This is a genomic window from Streptomyces sp. NPDC055140 (assembly GCF_053607285.1).
In genome coordinates this window covers 373,166-391,842 of sequence record NZ_JBSGTG010000001.1, presented here as the reverse complement: position 1 = coordinate 391,842, position 18,677 = coordinate 373,166, and the positions used below count along the sequence as shown (strand labels likewise).

The following is an 18,677-nucleotide window of genomic DNA, read 5'->3' as shown; positions in this document are numbered from 1 at the left end:
GGCGCGGCGCTGCCCCCTTCGGGGGGCCCGGTTGGGCCCCCCCCCCCCCCCGCCCCCCCCCCCCCCCCCCCCCCCCCCCGGGGGGGGGGGCCCCCCCCCCCCCCCCCCCCCACGCCACCGACCACGGGGGGACTCACCCATGGCCATGGCCGCCACGCAGCGCGCCCAGCTCGCCGACGCCCGGCTGTACCTGTGCACGGACGCCCGCAAGCGCCAGGGCGACCTCCCCGAATTCCTCGACGCCGTCCTGGCGAACGGCGTGGACATCGTGCAGCTGCGCGACAAGGGCATGGAGGCGGGCGAGGAGCTGGAACACCTGGCCGTCCTCGCCGACGCCGCCGCCCGCCACGGCAAGCTGCTCGCGGTCAACGACCGGGCGGACGTCGCCCACGCCGCCGGCGCCGACGTCCTGCACCTGGGCCAGGGCGACCTGCCGGTCGCGGCCGCCCGCGCCATCCTCGGCGAGGACGTCCTGATCGGCCGCTCCACGCACGCCGACACGGAGGCCGCCGCGGCCGCCGTCCAGGACGGCGTGGACTACTTCTGCACCGGCCCCTGCTGGCCGACCCCCACCAAGCCCGGCCGGTATGCGCCCGGCCTCGACCTGGTGCGTTACACGGCCTCGCTCGGCACGGACCGCCCCTGGTTCGCGATCGGCGGCATCGACGCGGGGAACCTGGACGAGGTGCTCGAAGCGGGCGCCCGCCGCGTCGTCGTCGTCCGCGCCATCACCGAGGCGGACGACCCGGGCGCGGCCGCGGCCGATTTCGCGAAGCGGCTGCGTACGGCCTGACCCGCCCGGACGCGCTCCGCCAAGAGGTGTGTCCGTAGGGTGGACGGGGATTAGGGACAGGGCGCTCCCGTGGCTAACCTGCCGATATGGCCCTTGGCACCTCTTCCACCAGGACTGATCGCGCACGCACCGTGCGCGACATGCTCGCGACCGGCAAGACGACCTTCTCGTTCGAGTTCTCGGCGCCGAAGACCCCGAAGGGTGAGCGGAACCTCTGGAACGCACTGCGCCGGGTCGAGGCCGTCGCGCCCGACTTCGTCTCCGTGACGTACGGGGCCGGCGGTTCCACCCGCGCCGGCACGGTCCGCGAGACGGAACAGATCGTCGCCGACACGACCCTGACCCCGGTCGCCCACCTCACGGCCGTCGACCACTCCGTGGCCGAGCTGCGCAACATCATCGGCCAGTACGCGGACGCCGGCATCAGGAACATCCTCGCCGTGCGCGGAGACCCGCCCGGCGACCCCATGGCCGACTGGGTCGCGCACCCCGAGGGCCTGACCTACGCCGCCGAACTGGTCCGGCTCATCAAGGAGTCGGGCGACTTCTGCGTCGGCGTCGCGGCCTTCCCCGCGATGCACCCGCGGTCCGAGGACTGGGACTCCGACGTACGCCACTTCGTGGACAAGTGCCGGGCGGGCGCGGACTACGCGATCACTCAGATGTTCTTCTACCCGGAGGAATACCTGCGGCTGCGCGACCGGGTCGCGGCGGCGGGTTGCGACACCCCCGTCATCCCGGAGATCATGCCGGTCACAAGCGTGCGCATGCTGGAGCGGCTGCCGCAGCTCAGCAACGCCACGTTCCCGCCCGCCCTGAAAGAGCGCATCCTCACAGCCAAAGACGATCCGGCGGCTGTACGCTCCATTGGCATCGAGTTCGCGACGGAGTTCTGCGCGAAGTTGCTGGACGAGGGCGTTCCGGGTCTGCACTTCATCACGCTCAACAACTCCACGGCGACACTGGAGATCTACGAGAATCTGGGCCTGCACGACCAGCGGGCCTGACCCGGCCGTATTCCACCAGGGGCGGCGGCCGTACGAGAGGGGCGTACATGGGCTGGACGGTCCTCTACATCGCGTTCGGAATCGTCGCGTTGTGGCTGCTCGGTGAGGTACTGCTCCAGTACAAGGCGCGGCTGCGTTACCGGCTGCTCGCCTTCGTCGGGTTCGTGGGCGTCGTCCTCGGTGTGCTGATTCCGTCGGTGATCGTCATCGGGATCGGCGCCATCACGTTCGCCGTCGGCCAGACGTACGTGACGCTGTCGTTCCGCAAGGGCTTCTCCACGGGCTGGGCGCTCGGCGGGAACCCCGGCGCGAGCAAGCGGCGCAAGCTGAAGGAGCCCGTCCACCAGGACCCGACCCTCGAGGTCTCCGACCTGGAGTACGAGTCCGCCGCCCCGGACGCCCCCGGCGCCCCGGAACCCGAGTCCGCAGCCGAGGTGACGTCGGTCTACGCGCCGCAGCCGATGCCCGACGACACCGGCCAGTACGGCGTCTACACCCCGGCCGCCGCACAGACGGACTCCGCCGCGCAGGGCTACGCCTACGACGCGTACGCGGGCTACGACCAGCAGCAGTACGGCTACGACAACGGCCAGCAGCAGTACGCCGCCTACTCCGACCCGTACATCGGGACGCAGACCTACCCGGCGCAGCCCCAGTACGACGACGCGTACGGCACGGGACAGCAGTACGGCGACCCGTACGCGGCGGGCGGCTACGGCATGGAGACGCCGCCCGGCGGGGTCTGGGTGCCCCAGCAGCGCACCGGCGACGACCAGCACCAGCAGTACGGCGGCGAACTGCCCCCGGAGCAGCCCTACCCGTACGAGCAGAACGGCCAGGGCGGTTACGACGGCGGCTCCGGCTACAACGAGCAGCAGCAGTACCGCTACTGAATCCGGCGGGCGCCGCCCGTCACTGCGAGCCGCGGAAGTCCGGGCCCTCCACGATCAGCCCGGCCGCCAGAGCGCCCGACATCCCCGCGTGCGGCAGCCCGCCGCCCGGGTGCGACCAGCCGCCGACGGCGAACAGGCCCGGAACGAGCGTGCCGTTCGACGGGTGCAGGAGCCGGCCGGAGGCCGCTGCCAGGGCCGGTGCGGGCACCGAACCGCCGTCCGCGCCCGTCGTGTCGGCGACATCCGACGGGGTGCGGACCTCGTGCCACAGCAGACGGTCGCGCAGCCCGGGGACCGCCTGCCCGGCGGCGTCGATGACCCGCTCCACGTCCGCGTCCGTCACGCGCGCGCCGCGCGCCACCGTGACCACCAGGGTCACCGCTTCATGGTCCGGGTCCGGCACCACCGAGGCGTCGTCGGGACGAAGCACCGTGACCGTGGGCCGCTCCGCCACCGCCGTGCCTCCGCCGAACAGCGAGGCCAGCTCGGCTTCCCGGTCCGCGGCGTGCACGACCGTCCGGTGCGGGGCGTCACCGGGACGAGCGCCGCGCAGCGCCAGGAACACCGTCAGCCGGCTCGGCAGCGCCGACTGCGGTGCCACCGAGTCCTCGGCCCTGAGCGCCCGCCCTGGCAGCAGCTCGTCAAGGACGCCCGGCGCCACACCGGCGACCACGAAGTCGGCCTCCACGACCCGGCCTTCGGCCAGCTCCACGCCCGCCGCCCGGCCGTCCTTCTCCACGATCCGCGCCACCGGCGCGTCGAACTCGAACGCGACCTTCCGCTGAAGACAGCGCTCGTACACGGCCCGCGCCAGCTCCCGCATCCCGCCGCGCACCGCCCAGGTGCCGAAGGTCTGCTCCATGTACGGCAGCACGGCCGCGCTCGCCGGGGCCGTACGCGGATCGAGGCCGGACGCGAGCGCGTACTGCTCGAGGAGCGCTACGAGCCGCGGGTCCCCGCCCAGCTCGAGAGCGGCTACCTCGGAGAGCGTCGTCGCCGACAGGTCCTTGCGCAGCATCCGGCGGCGGACCACCGCGGGGTACGGCTCGCGGTCCGCGAGGATCCGCCAGTTCGGCCACAGGGGCTCTTCGAGGAGCGGGCGCCGGGTACGGTCCCAGGCCTCACGCGCCCGGTTCATGAACGCCGACCAGTGCGCCCCCGACCCCTCGCCGAGCGCCGCGTCCAGGGCGTCGGCGATGCCCGCGCGCCGCGCGTTCGGCAGGTCCACCGCCGTGCCGTCCGCGAAGACATGCCGCACGGCGGGCTCCACCTGGGTCAGCTCGACCGCGTCCTCCAGCGGTTGCTTGCCCGTCTTGATGAACAAGTCCCGGTAGACCGCGGGCAGTTGGAGCAGCCCGGGGCCCGTGTCGAACGAGAAGCCGCCCCGGGCGAAGCCGCCGAGCGCCCCGCCGTACGTCGACGCGCGCTCGTACACCGCCACCCGGTGGCCTGCCACGGCCAGCCGGGCAGCGGCCGCCATCGCGCCCATCCCGGCGCCGATCACCGCAATCCGTGCCATGACGGCGACTTTATCCGCCCCCACCGACACCCCCGCCGACAGCCCGGCCGGGGGCCGGATCAGCCCGGCGGCGCCCCGGTCCGGTGGGCGATGCGCTTCTCCTCGCGCCGCTGCGCCCGGCGCCGCAGGAAGCGCCGGATCCGCGAGATCAGGAAGTACAGCATGAGCAGCCCGAGGAAGAGCAGGACGGCGGCGATGATCGCGGCCGCTTCGGGATGGAATATGGCGAACGTGATGATTCCGGCGACCCCGAGGTCCTCGGCCGAGCTCACCGCGATGTTGCTGAACGGCTCGGGCGAGGTGTTGATCGCCATCCGGGTCCCGGCCTTCACGGCGTGGCTGGCCAGCGCCGTCGACCCGCCGACCGCGCCGGCGGCCAGGTCGGACAGCGACCCGCTCTGGCCCGCGAGCAGAGCCCCGACGACGGCGCCCGACACCGGCCGGATCACCGTGTGTGCGGTGTCCCAGAGCGAGTCCACGTAAGGGATCTTGTCGGCGACGGCCTCGCACAGGAACAGCACCCCGGCGGCGATGAGCACATCGGTGCGCTGGAGCGACTCGGGGACTTCGTCGGTCAGCCCGGTCGCGCCGAAGACGCCGAGGAGGAGGACCACCGCGTACGCGTTGATCCCGCTCGCCCAGCCGCTGGTGAAGACCAGGGGGAGTACGGACACGGACGTGATCGTAACCAGTCGGGAAGTCCCCGGCGTGGGCCTGAGCACCCAGGCCTGAGTATCCGTACCTAGTGCGTGAGATGAGTAGCTGCGCGGATGGGGCCCGACCTGCGCGGACGGGAGACTGGAGACACGGAAGGGGGCGCGGCGCCGGTACCGCCGACACGGGGCGGCGGAACAGCGCTTCGCCCCCTTGGCCGCTCCTCCCGCCACGGCGGGGGCGAGCTACGGGGGCCCGCACGACCGACGGGCTCATGGGGGAACACGGGGGACGACGGGGGACGCGCCGGTCCGGTGAGGCCTGACAGTTCGGGCCGCGCCGGACCGGCGCCCTGTTGTCTCCGCTTTGCGTCCGGGGGCGGTCAGCGGCCGCCGGTCACGCGCCCCTGGAGCAGCCGGGACAGCGCCGCGTGGACATCGTCCAGGGAGCGCTCCGGCTGGAAGGCCTGCCAGTCCAGGGCGGCCACGAGGACCATGCCGACCAGCGCGGCCGCCGTCAGCGGGATGTCGATCTCCTCGCTCAGCTCACCACCCTCGACCGCGTCCCGCAGAACGTCCTCCACGACGGCGACGGCCTCCTGCCGGACCACCGCGAGCGTGGACTGCCAGGCGCGGTTGGTGCGCCACAGCTCGGCCACGTAGAGCTGGGTGAAGGCCGGATAGCGGTCGATGAAGACGAGGCCGGCCCGGATCATCGCGTCGAGGGCGTCGATCTTGCTGCCGCCGCTCGCGGCCGTCTTCTCCGACGCCTCCCGCAGTGAGGCGGTGAGAAGCCCGACTCCGTGCCGGAGCAGCTCCTCGAAGAGGACCGACTTGCTGGCGAAGTTGTAGTAGACCGTGCCTTTCGCGACCCCGGCGCGCTCGGCGATCTCGTCGACCGTGGTGGCCGAGAACCCCTGCTCCGCGATGAGCGTGACCGCGGCCTCGTACAGCTTCTGCCGGGTGGCCTGGCGCCGTGTGCTGCTTTCCATACCCCTGATTCTCACAGGCGGAGGTGTGGGCGCGCTCACAGACTCAGTTCGGGGTGCAGCCGGTCGAGTGTCCACACCTGCTTGCCGCGGGCGCTGAGCGCGGTCAGGGCCAGCGCGCCGGCCGTGAACGCGGCGAGCACGGCACACGCCTGCCACACAGGTCCGAGGCCACCGCCCGAGATCAGTCTCCGCAGCGCCTCGACGACGTAGGTCATCGGCAGGAAGGGGTGGATAGCGTTGAAGAAGCCGGGGCTCGTCTGCACGGGATACGTGCCGCCCGCCGACGTCAACTGGAGCATCAGGACGGCGAGTACGAGGATCCGTCCCGCCGCTCCGAAGCGGGCGTTCAGCCACTGCACGATCGCGGCGAAGCACGCCGTGACGAGGAACAGGAAGCCGACCGTTCCGGCCGGCCTGACCATCTGGAGCCCCAGCGCCCAGTGCAGCACGGACATCAGTGCGGCCACCTGGAGCACCCCGAGCGCGGCCACGGGCAGCCAGCCCGCCAGCGCGATCCGCCAGGCGGAGGCGCCCGCGGCGAGTGCGCGCCGGTTGAGCGGCTGGATCAGCATGTAGGCCACCATCGCGCCGACCCACAGGGACAGCGGGATGAAGTACGGGGCGAACCCGGTTCCGTAGTTGGGCGCCTTGTGCAGGGACTGCGAGGCGAGCTGGACCGGGTCGGACATGACACCGGTGCGCCGGTCGCGGTCCTTCTTGTCGTAGTCGGGGATCTGCTTCACCCCGTCGTGCAGCCCGCCGGCCAGCTCTCCGGAGCCGTCGGCCAGCTTGAACATGCCGCCGTTGAGGTCGCTCGCGCCCACCTTCAGCTTGCCGACGCCCGTGTCGAGGTCCGCCGAGCCCGTCTTCGCCGTGCCGAGCCCGGTGTGCAGTTGCTTGGCGCCCCTGGCGACCTGACCCGCGCCCTTGTTGAGCGCGTTGATCTTCGAGACGGCGGTGGCCACGTCCTGGTCGAGCGTCGGGGCGTGCTTGGCCAGCGCCTCGGACTGCCGCTGGAGCGTGGCGAGATGGCGGTCGAGGGTGTCCAGGTCGCCGTGGTCGTCCTCGATCAGGACGTTCAGGTCGTCGGCGACCTTCGCCACGTCGGCCGCGGCCACCTTGGCTTTCTTCAGGTCGGGGCAGGCCGGGTCGGGCAGCGGCAGCGTCTCGCAGCGCGCCTTGTAGACCCCGTCCAGGACGTCGGATCCCGCGTGCGCGCCCTTGGCGGCCGTCGGCGCCGTCTTCACCAGGACGTCGAGGTTGTGCCGGATGCCCTTCGCGGAGTCGGCGACGAGCCGGGCGGTGTCGCCGATCGCCTTCTTGTTGTCCTTCAGGAACGGCCGCACCTGCCCGGCGACGCCGTTGACCTTGTCGGCGAGGAGCTGGGTGCCGTCGGAGACCTGCTTCGAGCCGGACTCCAGATCCCCTGCGCCCTTGTTCAGCTTCTTGATCCCGCCGGCCAGGTCACCGCTGCCCTTCTTGGCGTCCTTCAGACCGTCCGCCAGGTCCTTGGACCCCTTCTTCGCCCTGCCGATACCGCCCTTGAGCTGGTCGGCCCCCTTCGCGGCCTTCTTGGTCGCGTCGTGGATGTCGGAGAAGGAGATGAAGATCCGGTCGAGGAAGGAGCGCGACGCGTTGGTGGACGCAGCCGAACGCACCTCGGAGAACACCGTCCGCGAGATCTGCCCGACGATGTAGTTGTTGGCGTCGTTCGTCCGCACCTGAAGGGCGCCGGTCTCCGGGGTGTCCCCGGAACTGGACGCGATGCGCTCGCTGAAGTCCGCGGGCATCGTCAGCGACAGGTAGTACGTCCCGTCCTCGACGCCCTTGCGGGCCTGCGCCGCACTCACCTCGTGCCACTCGAAGGTCTTGCTGTCGTGCAGCCCCTCGGTGATGTCGTCGCCCGCCACGATCTTCTGGCCGGCGGCCCGCGCACCCTTGTCGTCGTTGACGAGCGCGACGGGAATCTTGTCGAGACGCCCGTACGGGTCCCAGAACGACCACAGGTACAGGGCGCCGTACAACAGGGGCAGCAACAGGAGCGCGGCGAGCGCGGCGCGCGGCAGCTTCCCCCTGCCGAAGCGCCTGAGCTCAAGCGCGGCCAGCTTCGGCGAGCGCATCCGCCGTCTCCTTCTTGTTCTTGTCGGTCTCGTCCTGCGTGGCCTTCTCGGCGTTCGCAGTGTTCGCAGTGTTCTCGGTGTTCGCGGCCTTCTCGGCGGGGGCCGTCGATACGACGACCGCGTCCTTCGGCGCCTCGCTGCACACCGCCACGACCGTCGTGCCGGACTTGGCGACGGAGCTCAACAGGTCCCAGACCTCCGCCCGTTCGGCGTCCGAGAGCTTCAGGTCGGTGTCGTCGACGCCGAGCAGCCGCGGCCGCCCGATCAGCGCGAGGGCCACGGACAGCCGGAGCGCCTCGATCCGCTCCAGGTCGCGCACGGCGGTACGGGTGCCCTTCGGCAGGGACTCCCGGTCGAGACCCGCGGCGGCCAGCGCGGTGTCGATCCGCAGCCGCGATGCGGCCGCCCGCTCGGCCCGGGGCCGCAGCAGCGCCCGCAGAGAACCGTCGAACCGCCGCTGGAGCAGCGCCCGTTCGCGCAGATGCTCCGCGACCGTCAGCGCGGGATCGAGGTCGGTGACCCCGGGCACATGGGCGAGAGCGCTGATCCGGCGGACGGCGGACAGCTGCTTCGGCAGCGGGAAGGGGCCGACGGACGCGGTGCCCTCGGTGGGCCGCATGCGTCCGGTGAGGGCGAGCAGCAGGCAGGTGCGGCCCGACCCGGACGGCCCCTCGACGGCGACGAGCGCCCCGGGCTCCGCGTCGATGTCCACCCCGCGGAACGCCCAGCCGCGCGGGCCCTTGAGCCCGAACCCCTCGGCTCTGACGGCGACCGCGTTCGGACCGTCCATGGTCGGGCCCCCACTTTTTTTGAACTGACTGGTCAGTGCAAAAGCTAGCCCGAACTGTCGCTCGAAGCAAAGGCGCAGGTCAGGGCTGATTGTCAGTGGCGTACTCCACGATGGGCACATACGGCCACTGAGCCGTCACACAGACGACAGGAGGTTCGTCATGGCTGGACATTCAGCAGCAGCCGCACGCCGGCCCCGCGCCACCGGCCCTGCACCCTCGCTGACCGGACCCGCCGCCGACGTCCACCCCGTACTCCGCCGGGCGACAGCCCCTCCCGCCGCACTCGACCTGCTCGCCCAGGCGCGCACGGGACTCGACGAGGCGGCCCTCCTCGAGACACCCAACGAGCGGTACGCCACGGCCCACCTCGCCGCCCTGCGCACCGCGGCCGCCGTACTCGCCGCCCGCGGCCGCCCCGAACCCACGCCACGAAGCCGTGCCCGGATACGGAGCGCCTGGGAAGTGCTCCCCGAGATCGCACCCGAACTGACCGAGTGGAGCGCCCTGTTCGCCTCCGGCGCCGCCCGCAGGGCGCGCGCCGAAGCGGGCATCCAGGGGGCGGCCGGCACCCGTGACGCGGACGACCTGCTCCGCGACGTCGCGATGTTCCTGCGCCTCGTCGAGAGGATGCTGCTGCTCCAGCCCGTACTGCCCCAGCCCAGGGCGCAGGACGAGGCCCCGGCGGCAGGCCGGGAGGTGCCCGACGTGGGGTGACCGGACAGCTCTCACGAGGCAATAGGGTGGAGGCGCCCGAACCCTCCACCCATCGCCGTGCCGGTGGGGGAGGAACCCCCATCGCTCCGCAGCCCATGAGCCGGAGCCGCGCCGAGGAGTCACCTGTCGTGTCGGACCCGATGCGCCCCCGCGCTTCTCTCCGTACCGCCGTGGTCTGGGACGTTCTCAAGGACGCCCTCGACCGTCGCGTCAAGGCCACGGGGCGCGAGTCGCTCGACGTGCTCGACACCGGAGGCGGCAGCGGTAACTTCGCGGTGCCCGTGGCAGGCCTCGGCCACCGCGTCACCGTCGTCGACCCCAGTCCGAACGCGCTCTTCGCGCTCGAGCGCCGCGCGGCCGAGGCCGGCGTGGCCGACCGGGTGCGCGGGGTGCAGGGCGACGTATCCGGTCTCTTCGACGTCGTCGAGCGCGACGGATACGACGCGGTCCTGTGCCACGGCGTCCTGGAGTACGTCGACGACCCGGCCGAGGGCGTACGCAACGCGGTGGGCGCCCTGCGGTCCTCCGGCGTCCTCAGCCTGCTCGCCGCGGGACTCGGCGGCGCCGTGCTCGCCCGGGCACTCGCCGGGCACTTCAAGGAGGCCAGGCAGGCCCTCGGTGACCCGGCGGGCCGCTGGGGCGACGGTGACCCCGTGCCGCGCCGCTTCAGTGCCGAGCAGCTCACCCAACTCGTCGCATCCGCGGGCGTCGAGGTCGGCGCGGTGCACGGCGTACGGGTCTTCGCCGACCTCGTGCCGGGCGTCCTCGTGGACACCGAAACGGGCGCCCTCCAGGAGCTCCTCAAGCTGGAGGCCGCGGCCGCCGAGCTGCCCGCCTTCCACTCCGTCGCCACGCAGCTGCACGTCCTCGGCGAGAAGAAGGGGACCCCGGAGGTCTGAGTGCCCCCGGTGACGCGCCGCTGATCAGGGGCGCAGCGGCGGATGGAGTACGCCACAGGCCCCCCGCTTCTGCGCCGGGCGCCGTATGATCGAGGGAGACGGTCCGGCATGACGGGACGGCCGCCGGGGCATTAACGCCTCAGCGAGCCGGAGCGCGTGGTGGTCCTGGTTGGCGAAGTTGGCGTAGAGGGGCGGGTTTCACGGGGGCGATTCCCTGCCTATCCTGAAGGGGACCCCCGGTCGCCCCGGCGACTGCACGATGAGGAGGACTCCGTGCCGCTCTCGGAGCACGAGCAGCGAATGCTCGAGCAGATGGAGCGAGCGCTGTACGCCGAAGATCCCAAGTTCGCGACAGCGCTTGAGGGAAGCGGGCTGCGTACGTACACCCGACGTCGGGTCTACCAGGCAGTCGCCGGATTCCTGGTGGGTATCGCGCTCCTCATGGCCGGAATGGTCGCAAAGCAGATCTGGATCAGCGTGGTGGGGTTCCTCGTCATGCTGGGCTGCGCGGTCCTTGCCATGACCGCATGGCGCAAAGCGCCCAAGCCCGGTGAACAGCCGGCTGCCGGAGCAGCGCCAGGGGCGCCGCCGGCCGCACGGCGACAGGGCAAGAAGCACCGGTCGATGATGGACCGGATCGAGAAGCGCTGGCAGCGGCGCCGAGACGAACAGGGCGGCCAGGGCGGCCGCTGAGCCCCCGCCGGACGCGGTCCTCACGGGATCAGAAGTCCTCCAGGGAACAGATGTAGCTGAGGGGTGACCACTCGGGTGGTCACCCCTCAGGCGTATCCGCTTGCTGGTGTATCCGTGGACCGGCGTAGGGGCGGGCCGGCTTGTCCGCTTGCGCGCGAGTGGCGTTGCCCCCGCAGCCCTCCTGTCAGCCCTCCTGGCCGGAAGGCCGCCGCACCCGCCGCAGAAGCGTCGACTTCCGGGCCGTCCAGCGGGAGCCGAGCTCCGCCCAGCGCTGCGAAAGGCTCCACGCCACTCGAACAGCCGAGCGCGGTGCGAGCGTCGCCCGCAGCCGGGCCGAGCGGCTCGCCTTGGCGTGCAGGCCCTGCTCAAGGCGGCGCACATCGTCCGCGAGACCCGCCGTCGGCTGCGGCCTCGGCGCGTAGAGCACCTGTTCCACCGCGGCCGCCACCCGATGCACGGAGTCCGCGGCCACCTGATCGAGCTCTCCGACGCGAACGATCCGTGCGGCAGCCTTCCGTGGCGTCTGTGACTCGTCCGGTGCGATGCCGTGGTCCCACGCCGTATCGGTCACTTCCAGCCACACCGCGAGGGTGCGGGCCGCCGCGTCTTCGTCCGTGCGGCCGGACGAGCCGAGCCGCACGGCCCGTACCCGCCGCCGCCACAGCATCGGCAGCAGCGGCACGAGCACCACCAACAGCACGCCGAGCGCGACGAGGGCGATCGTGCCGAAGGGCGGGCCGTCGCCGCCGGACGCGCCGATCACCGCGGGCGCCGTGTTCGAGCAGCCTTCCAGCTTCCGCTCGGCCGCCGGGCAGTTGTCCGACGCGGAAGGCTGCCCTGCCGACGGCTGGGACGAGGCGGCCTCGCTGGGCGCCGCCGGGTTGCTCGGGTTGCCCGCCGGGGTGTCGTCACGGGTGTACTCGGGCGCCGTGCCGCGGTTCGGCGTCGGCTCGAAGCGCGTCCAGCCCACGCCCTCGAAGTACAGCTCCGGCCACGCGTGCGCGTCCCGCAGGCCGACCGACATCCGGCCGTCCGCCTGCGGAGAGCCCGGCGTGAAGCCCACCGCCACCCGCGCCGGGATCCCCAGGGTCCTGGCCATCGCTGCCATCGAGAAGGAGAAGTGGACGCAGAAGCCCTCCTTGTCCTTCAGGAAACGGGCGATGGCCGAGGAGCCGCTGCCGGCCTGGACCTCCGTGTTGTACGTGAAGCCGCCGCTCACGGCGAAGTAGTCCTGGAGTTTCACGGCCCGCTGGTAGTCGTTCGCCGCGCCCTCGGTGACGCGCAGCGCCGTCTTCTCGACGATCGCCGGCAGCGACGACGGCACCTTGGTGAACTCCCGCCGCAGCTCGCTCGGCGCCGCGGGAGCGTTCGCCAGCTGCTCCGCCGTCGGCTGCACGATCAGGCTCTCGACGCCGTACTTCTTGCCACGCGTGGTCTGGTTGTGGTCGCCGACGAGGGTCCGGCCCACCGGCTCGTACCGCCAGCGTCCCGAGATGTCGACCTTCGTCGCCGGGTAGGGGAGCGGCAGCCAGTCCTGGGCGTACCAGCCGGCCGCCGCGATGTTCGTGCGGATCTCCGTCCTGCGGACGTCCGCGCCGAGGCCGCGGGGGCTCGGGAACGGCGAGGGCACGTCGATGATGCTGCGCTTGGCGGGCCGCCAGGTCGTCCCGTCGAACTCGTCGAGGGAGACGATCCGCAGATAGAGGTCCTGGGTGTCCTTCGAGTTCGTGCGGTACGACATCACCTCCCGGTCCTCGGGCTGGTTCAGGCTGTTCTGGAGGGAGACCAGGGGGTTCACGGCGGAGATGGTGCCGCCGCCCCCGGAGCCCACGCCCGCGCCCGTACCCGTCGGGCCGAGCAGGCCGCCGTCGAGCGCGGGCAGGGCGAGCGGTACCACCAGGGCGATGCCGAGCGCGAGCGCGCCGATGCGGCGGCCCGTGCGGACCGGGGCCACGGCATCGGCCGTGCTCTCGGCCGCGCCGCCCGCGCGGCCCGGTGAGCGGGCCGTGCCGCCGAAGACGCGCCCCCACTGCGAGAGCCGGTCCCGGCCCTCGGCGAGGAGCAGCATCAGATAGCCGCCGGCGGCGAGCAGGAACCACAGCCAGTCGGCGGAGCCCTGGGAGAGGCCCGCGGCGACCGAGTACAGGGCGAGCAGCGGCAGCCCGGCGGGCGCCGCGCTGCGGAATGTCACCGCGAGCGCGTCCACCGCGAGGCCGATCACCAGGACGCCGCCCACCAGCATCAGCCGGATTCCGTCGGACAGCGGCGCGGGGATCGCGAACCGTCCCACGTCGTCGCCCCCTGCCTGGAGCAGCTCCCCGAAGTGACGGAACGCCTCCGGGCCCGGCAGCACACCGCCGATCGCCTGCGCGTTCGCGAACAGCAGGGTGAGCAGCATCAGCGTCACGAGCGCCTGTACGGCCACCGTGAGCGTCCGCGCGAGAGGCACGCGCCGGGTCAGTGCCCCCACCCCGGCCTGGACGACCAGCAGGAACGCGGCCTGGAAGATCCAGGTCGCCAGATCGACCAGCGGCAGCAGGGCACACGCCGCCATGAACGTGGCCGCCGTGGCACACAGCGTCAGCCGAGCGCCTCCACTCATGACTGCGCCCTTCCCCCGGTGACATCACGCATGATCAAGAACCCCACCCCGTCACCGCCGGTCCGCTCTCCGCGCCGGTGGACGCACGGTGCCGGTCGGCGTCGCGCCACAGATCGATCAGGGGGGTGCCGGGCGGGACCGGGAGGGCCGACCAGCCCGCCTCGCGCAGCATCCGCAGCCGTTCCTCGCAGCGCTCCGAAGGGGCGCCGCGTGTCCAGGTCTCGCTGTCGAGCACGAAGGCGACGGCGCCGCCGCTGCGCTGCCGCATCCTGGCGGCGACCGCGGTCTGCTCCTCGTCGAGATCGCCGAAGAAGGCCACCAGCAGCCCCTCGTTCCCCCCGCGCAGCACGTCGTACGCGCGCGAGAGCCCCGAGCCGTCCGAGTGGTCGACGACGGCGAGCGTGTCCATCATCAGTCCGGCCGCGTCCGCAGACTCCTGGCTGGCGCCCGCGAACCCGTCGGCCCCCTCGCCCGGCACCGAATTGCCCGTATCGGTCAACAGGCGTACGGAGAAGCCCCGTTCAAGCATGTGGAACAGCGTCGACGCCGTGCCCGACACCGCCCACTCGAAGGCCGAGTCGGGGCCCGTGCCCTGGAAGGCGAGGCGCCGGGTGTCGAGGAGCACCGTGCAGCGGGCCCGCTGCGGCTGCTCCTCGCGGCGCACCATCAGCTCGCCGTAGCGTGCGGTCGAGCGCCAGTGCACACGGCGCAGGTCGTCCCCGTAGCGGTACCCGCGCGGGATCACGTCGTCCTCGCCGGCCAGGGCCAGCGAGCGGTTCCGCCCGTCGCCGTACCCCTTGGCCTCGCCGGTCAGCCGCACCGCGGGCAGCGGCTCCACGCGCGGGATGACCGTGAGGGTGTCGTACGTGGAGAAGGAGCGCGACAGCTCGCACAGGCCGAACGGGTCCGTCAGGCGCAGCTGGAGCGGGCCGAGCGGATAGCGGCCCCGCAGGTCCGAGCGCACGCGGTACGACACCTCGCGGCGGCCGCCCGCCTCCACCCGGTCCAGGACGAAGCGGGGGCGCGGCCCGAGCACGTACGGCACCCGGTCCTGGAGCATGAGCAGGCCCGTGGGCAGCCGCGAGACGTTGTCCATGCGGAGATGGACGCGGGCCTCGCTGCCCGCGGGCACGCGCGCGGGGGACAGCCGCCGGCTGCCCGCGACCCGGTAGCGCGTGCGGTAGAGCACGAACGCGCAGACCAGCGGCAGCACGGCGAGCAGCAGCCCGACCCGGAGCAGATCGCTCTGCCCCAGGACGTACGCGCAGATCGCCGCCGCCACCCCGGCGGCCAGGAACGAACGTCCGCGGGTGGTCAGCCCCGAGAGCGCGACCCGAAGGCCGCCCTTGTCGTCGTCACCCCCGAAGCCTCCCCCGTCGGCCATCACGGCCTCCGGGCGCCGGGCGGCTGCTGTCCGTACATCGGGGACCCGTGGCCCGAGGCGGCCGGGACCGACGTGTGCTGGAGGATCTCCAGGACCACCTGCTCGGACGTGCGCCGGTTCAGCTGGGCCTGCGCCGTGGGCAGCAGGCGGTGCGCGAGGACCTGCACGGCGAGCGCCTGCACGTCGTCGGGCAGCGCGTACTCACGCCCGCTCAGCGCCGCGGATGCCTTCGCCGCCCGCAGCAGATGCAGCGTGGCGCGCGGCGAGGCGCCGAGTCTGAGGTCGGGGTGGCTGCGCGTGGCGGCGACCAGGTCGACCGCGTACCGCCGCACCGAGTCGGCCACGTGGACCGAGCGGACGGCGTCGACGAGCTTCACGATGTCGTGCGCGTGCGCCACCGGCTGGAGGTCGTCCAGCGGGGAGGCCCCGCCGTGGATGTCGAGCATCTGCAGCTCGGCCTCCGGGCTCGGGTAGCCGATCGACACCCGGGCCATGAAGCGGTCGCGCTGCGCCTCGGGCAGCGGGTACGTGCCCTCCATCTCGACCGGGTTCTGCGTGGCGACCACCATGAAGGGGCTGGGCAGCTCGTACGTCTGCCCGTCGATGGTGACCTGGCGCTCCTCCATGGACTCCAGGAGCGCCGACTGCGTCTTGGGGGACGCGCGGTTGATCTCGTCGCCGATCACGATCTGCGCGAAGATCGCGCCGGGCTTGAACTCGAAGTCCCGGCGCTGCTGGTCCCAGATGGAGACACCGGTGATGTCCGACGGCAGCAGGTCGGGCGTGAACTGGATGCGACGCACCGAGCAGTCGATGGACTTGGCGAGCGCCTTCGCCAGCATGGTCTTGCCGACGCCCGGTACATCCTCGATGAGCAGGTGCCCCTCGGCCAGGAGCACCGTCAGCGAAAGCCGTACGACCTCCGGCTTGCCCTCGATCACACCCTCCACCGACCTGCGGACTCGCTCCACAGTGGTGGTCAGATCAGTGAGGCTCGCTCGATCGTCATAGGTCGTCACCCGGCCCTCCTCGGCCCGTACTTTCCGGGCCGACGCTCTTGGCTGCGGACCGGCCCACCCCGAAACACGGACACCACGCGCGAGCAGTTCCGTCTCCCCGCGCGAGGTGCCTCACCGCATTCTTGTTGCCGTTACCGGTTCGTGTCACTCGACTGTGGATAACTGGCCGCGATATGTCGGGGCTTACGACCTTTTAAGAGCTTGGTCGAGTCCGTGGCTCAGTTGGGCCGGATCTCCCGCAGCAGGCCCGACTTCACGTCGAAGACAAAGCCGCGTACGTCGTCGGTGTGCAGCAGGAAGGGCGAGGTGCGCACCTTCTGGATGGACTGGCGCACGTCCTGGTCGACATCGCGGAACCCCTCGACGGCCCAGGTCGGGCGCTGGCCGACCTCCATCTCCAGGTCGTGCCGGAAGTCCTCGGAGAGGCCTTCCAGGCCGCAGCCCGAGTGGTGGATCAGCACCACGCTGCGGGTGCCGAGCGCCCGCTGGCTGATGGTCAGCGAGCGGATGACGTCGTCGGTGACGACGCCGCCCGCGTTGCGGATGGTGTGGCAGTCGCCCAGCTCGAGGCCCAGGGCGGCGTGCAGGTCGAGCCGCGCGTCCATGCAGGCCACCACGGCCACCTGCAGAACGGGACGGGCGTCCATACCCGGGTCGGCGAACGCCGCGGCGTATCGCTGGTTCGCCTCGACGAGGCGGTCGGTCACGGTGCCGTCGGCAGGTATGGCGCTTTCGGACTCAGCAGGGAGGGATGCGGAAGTCGTCATAGCTATGACGGTAATGGTCACTCCAGGGACAAGCCCGCTGTGAGAGCGGACAAAGAACGCCATCGCGGCTTGTTGTGAGGTAACCCACAGGGGCGGCGTCGGCTCGCCCGTACGGGTGATTTCTCCTGGTCCGAGGCATCGCGAAGAGGCGGCGCGCGACGCGCAGGCCGGTTGATTGACCGGGCGACACCGTGGACTAAAGTGACGCGGAAACCCCAGGAAACACCGAAGATCCCGGCACTTCACCGGACTCTTCACCACGTGCGCGACGGGCACCCAGGCGGTGTGTGGGCGCCGCGCCGGAACTGAGAGGGCCCCTTGAGCCAGACCCGACATGTCCCGGTGATGCTCCAGCGCTGCCTGGACCTGTTGGCCCCGGCCCTCGCCGAGCCGGGCGCGGTCGTCGTCGACTGCACGCTCGGCCTCGGCGGACACAGCGAGGCCCTTCTCTCCACGTTCCCCTCCTGCCGCCTCGTCGGTCTCGACCGTGACAAGGAGGCCCTGCGCCTCTCCGGTGAGCGCCTCGCCCCGTTCGGCGACCGCGCCACCCTCGTGCACGCCGTCTACGACGAGCTTCCCGAGGTCCTCGACCGGCTCGGCATCCCGCGCGTGCAGGGCGTCCTCTTCGACCTGGGCGTCTCCTCCATGCAGCTCGACGAGGCCGACCGCGGCTTCGCCTACGCGCAGGACGCGCCGCTCGACATGCGTATGGACCAGACGACCGGAATGAGCGCCGCCGAGGTCCTCAACACGTACCCCCCGGGCGAACTGGTGCGGATCCTGCGCGCGTACGGCGAGGAGAAGCAGGCCAAGCGGATCGTCTCGGCGGTCGTGCGCGAGCGCGAGAAGGAGCCGTTCAGCAACAGCGCCCGGCTCGTGGAGCTGATCCGCGACGCGCTGCCGCAGGCCGCCAAGCGCACCGGCGGCAACCCCGCCAAGCGCACCTTCCAGGCCCTGCGCATCGAGGTGAACGGCGAGCTCAGCGTCCTGGAGCGGGCCGTTCCGGCCGCCGTCCAGGCGCTCGCCGTCGGGGGACGTATCGCCGTCCTGTCGTACCACTCGCTCGAGGACCGGCTCGTGAAGCAGGTGTTCGCGGCCGGCGCCGCGACGACCGCGCCGCCCGGACTCCCGGTCGTCCCCGAGCGCTACCAGCCACGGCTCAAGCTGCTCACGCGCGGCGCCGAACTCCCCACGGAGGAAGAGGTCGCCGAGAACCGCCGGGCGGCCCCGGCGCGGCTGCGGGGTGCGCAGCGCATCCGCGAGGAGGTCGCCGGGTGAGTTCCGGGCGCGCGAGGAGGGGTCGATGAGTCCCAGGCGCGAACTGCGGGGGAGGGCCGCGCGACTCGCGCGGCTGCTGCCCTCGGGATCCGCGGGCGCCGGCCGGGCGGCCCGCACACCGTTCGTGCTCCTCGTCGTGCTGTTGCTCGGCGGCGGGCTGATCACGCTCCTGATGCTGAACTCGGCGCTCAACGAAGGGTCGTTCAGGCTGAACGACCTCAAGAAGCAGACGACGGACCTCACCGACGACGAGCAGGCGCTCCAGCGTGATGTCGACGCCTACGCGGCCCCCGACGCCCTGCAGCGCCGCGCCCGTGAGCTCGGCATGGTCCCCGGCGGCGACCCGGCCTTCCTCAATCCCGACGGCACCGTGCGCGGCGTCCCCGGCGCGGCGGCCGCCCCCTCCACGCTGTGGCGGCCCGCGCCGCCTCCGCCCGAGGCCGCGGGCACGAATCCGAGCCCCTCGCCGACCCCGTCCGCGACCCCCAAGGCCACGCCGAATCCCACGTCCTCGCAGGTGAAACCCGCGCCCTCGACCTCCGGCAGGTGACGG

Annotated in this window: 17 protein-coding genes; 8 read left to right on the top strand and 9 right to left on the bottom strand. The window is 72.2% G+C overall.

Going from position 1 to position 18,677, the window contains the following annotated elements:
* Positions 1-145: 145 nt before the first annotated feature.
* The 3 genes from thiE (at position 146) to ACWFR4_RS01830 (ending at position 2,693) form a co-directional block, all read left to right on the top strand.
* On the top strand, positions 146-793 hold the full coding sequence (gene thiE, locus ACWFR4_RS01840) for a thiamine phosphate synthase (protein WP_453650632.1): 648 nt from the start codon (positions 146-148) through the stop codon (positions 791-793).
* A gap of 86 nt (positions 794-879) precedes the next feature.
* Positions 880-1,800, top strand: coding sequence for a methylenetetrahydrofolate reductase [NAD(P)H] (gene metF, locus ACWFR4_RS01835; protein ID WP_453462269.1), 921 nt, complete (start codon positions 880-882; stop codon positions 1,798-1,800).
* Positions 1,801-1,847: 47 nt separating this feature from the next.
* Positions 1,848-2,693, top strand: coding sequence for a hypothetical protein (locus tag ACWFR4_RS01830; RefSeq protein ID WP_453462272.1), 846 nt, complete (start codon positions 1,848-1,850; stop codon positions 2,691-2,693).
* Positions 2,694-2,712: 19 nt separating this feature from the next.
* Here the strand turns inward: ACWFR4_RS01830 and ACWFR4_RS01825 are convergent, their stop codons facing one another.
* From ACWFR4_RS01825 to ACWFR4_RS01805, 5 genes are all read right to left on the bottom strand, one after another.
* Positions 2,713-4,212 (bottom strand): phytoene desaturase family protein, encoded by a 1,500-nt coding sequence (locus ACWFR4_RS01825; RefSeq protein ID WP_453650238.1) that lies wholly within the window; start codon positions 4,210-4,212, stop codon positions 2,713-2,715.
* A gap of 59 nt (positions 4,213-4,271) precedes the next feature.
* On the bottom strand, positions 4,272-4,886 hold the full coding sequence (locus ACWFR4_RS01820) for a DUF4126 domain-containing protein (RefSeq protein ID WP_453462278.1): 615 nt from the start codon (positions 4,884-4,886) through the stop codon (positions 4,272-4,274).
* A 362-nt stretch (positions 4,887-5,248) separates the two neighbouring features.
* Complete coding sequence (locus tag ACWFR4_RS01815; RefSeq protein ID WP_100592205.1) at positions 5,249-5,857, bottom strand: TetR/AcrR family transcriptional regulator; 609 nt, start codon at positions 5,855-5,857, stop codon at positions 5,249-5,251.
* Between the two features lie 35 nt (positions 5,858-5,892).
* Positions 5,893-7,977: a YhgE/Pip family protein gene (locus ACWFR4_RS01810; RefSeq protein WP_453462281.1), complete on the bottom strand. Its 2,085-nt coding sequence runs from the start codon at positions 7,975-7,977 to the stop codon at positions 5,893-5,895.
* Entirely contained in the window at positions 7,949-8,767 is an 819-nt protein-coding gene (locus ACWFR4_RS01805; protein WP_453650236.1) for an ATP-binding cassette domain-containing protein, read from the bottom strand. Before ACWFR4_RS01805 ends, ACWFR4_RS01810 begins: the two co-directional genes overlap by 29 nt.
* A 160-nt stretch (positions 8,768-8,927) precedes the next feature.
* Between ACWFR4_RS01805 and ACWFR4_RS01800 the strand changes: the two genes are divergently transcribed.
* The 3 genes from ACWFR4_RS01800 (at position 8,928) to ACWFR4_RS01790 (ending at position 11,074) form a co-directional block, all read left to right on the top strand.
* Positions 8,928-9,482: an SAV_6107 family HEPN domain-containing protein gene (locus ACWFR4_RS01800; RefSeq protein WP_453462287.1), complete on the top strand. Its 555-nt coding sequence runs from the start codon at positions 8,928-8,930 to the stop codon at positions 9,480-9,482.
* Positions 9,483-9,610: 128 nt separating this feature from the next.
* Positions 9,611-10,381, top strand: a complete 771-nt coding sequence (locus tag ACWFR4_RS01795; RefSeq protein WP_453462290.1) for a methyltransferase — start codon at positions 9,611-9,613, stop codon at positions 10,379-10,381.
* 273 nt (positions 10,382-10,654) lie between these two features.
* Positions 10,655-11,074 carry a DUF3040 domain-containing protein gene (locus tag ACWFR4_RS01790; RefSeq protein WP_266565201.1) on the top strand — a complete coding sequence of 140 codons (420 nt, stop codon included), beginning with the start codon at positions 10,655-10,657 and terminating at the stop codon, positions 11,072-11,074.
* Between the two features lie 184 nt (positions 11,075-11,258).
* Here the strand turns inward: ACWFR4_RS01790 and ACWFR4_RS01785 are convergent, their stop codons facing one another.
* From ACWFR4_RS01785 to ACWFR4_RS01770, 4 genes are all read right to left on the bottom strand, one after another.
* Positions 11,259-13,676 carry a transglutaminase TgpA family protein gene (locus tag ACWFR4_RS01785; RefSeq protein WP_453650234.1) on the bottom strand — a complete coding sequence of 806 codons (2,418 nt, stop codon included), beginning with the start codon at positions 13,674-13,676 and terminating at the stop codon, positions 11,259-11,261.
* A 34-nt stretch (positions 13,677-13,710) separates the two neighbouring features.
* On the bottom strand, positions 13,711-15,060 hold the full coding sequence (locus ACWFR4_RS01780) for a DUF58 domain-containing protein (protein ID WP_453462295.1): 1,350 nt from the start codon (positions 15,058-15,060) through the stop codon (positions 13,711-13,713).
* On the bottom strand, positions 15,060-16,079 hold the full coding sequence (locus ACWFR4_RS01775; RefSeq protein WP_266740123.1) for an AAA family ATPase: 1,020 nt from the start codon (positions 16,077-16,079) through the stop codon (positions 15,060-15,062). The genes ACWFR4_RS01780 and ACWFR4_RS01775 overlap by 1 nt, the downstream gene beginning before the upstream one ends.
* Positions 16,080-16,297: 218 nt before the next feature.
* Entirely contained in the window at positions 16,298-16,909 is a 612-nt protein-coding gene (locus tag ACWFR4_RS01770; protein WP_453462298.1) for a beta-class carbonic anhydrase, read from the bottom strand.
* A 255-nt stretch (positions 16,910-17,164) separates the two neighbouring features.
* On the opposite strand from ACWFR4_RS01770, the gene rsmH reads away from it, so the two are divergent.
* Positions 17,165-18,124, top strand: a complete 960-nt coding sequence (gene rsmH, locus ACWFR4_RS01765; RefSeq protein WP_453462301.1) for a 16S rRNA (cytosine(1402)-N(4))-methyltransferase RsmH — start codon at positions 17,165-17,167, stop codon at positions 18,122-18,124.
* Between the two features lie 25 nt (positions 18,125-18,149).
* Complete coding sequence (locus ACWFR4_RS01760; RefSeq protein ID WP_453462304.1) at positions 18,150-18,674, top strand: hypothetical protein; 525 nt, start codon at positions 18,150-18,152, stop codon at positions 18,672-18,674.
* Positions 18,675-18,677 lie beyond the last annotated feature (3 nt).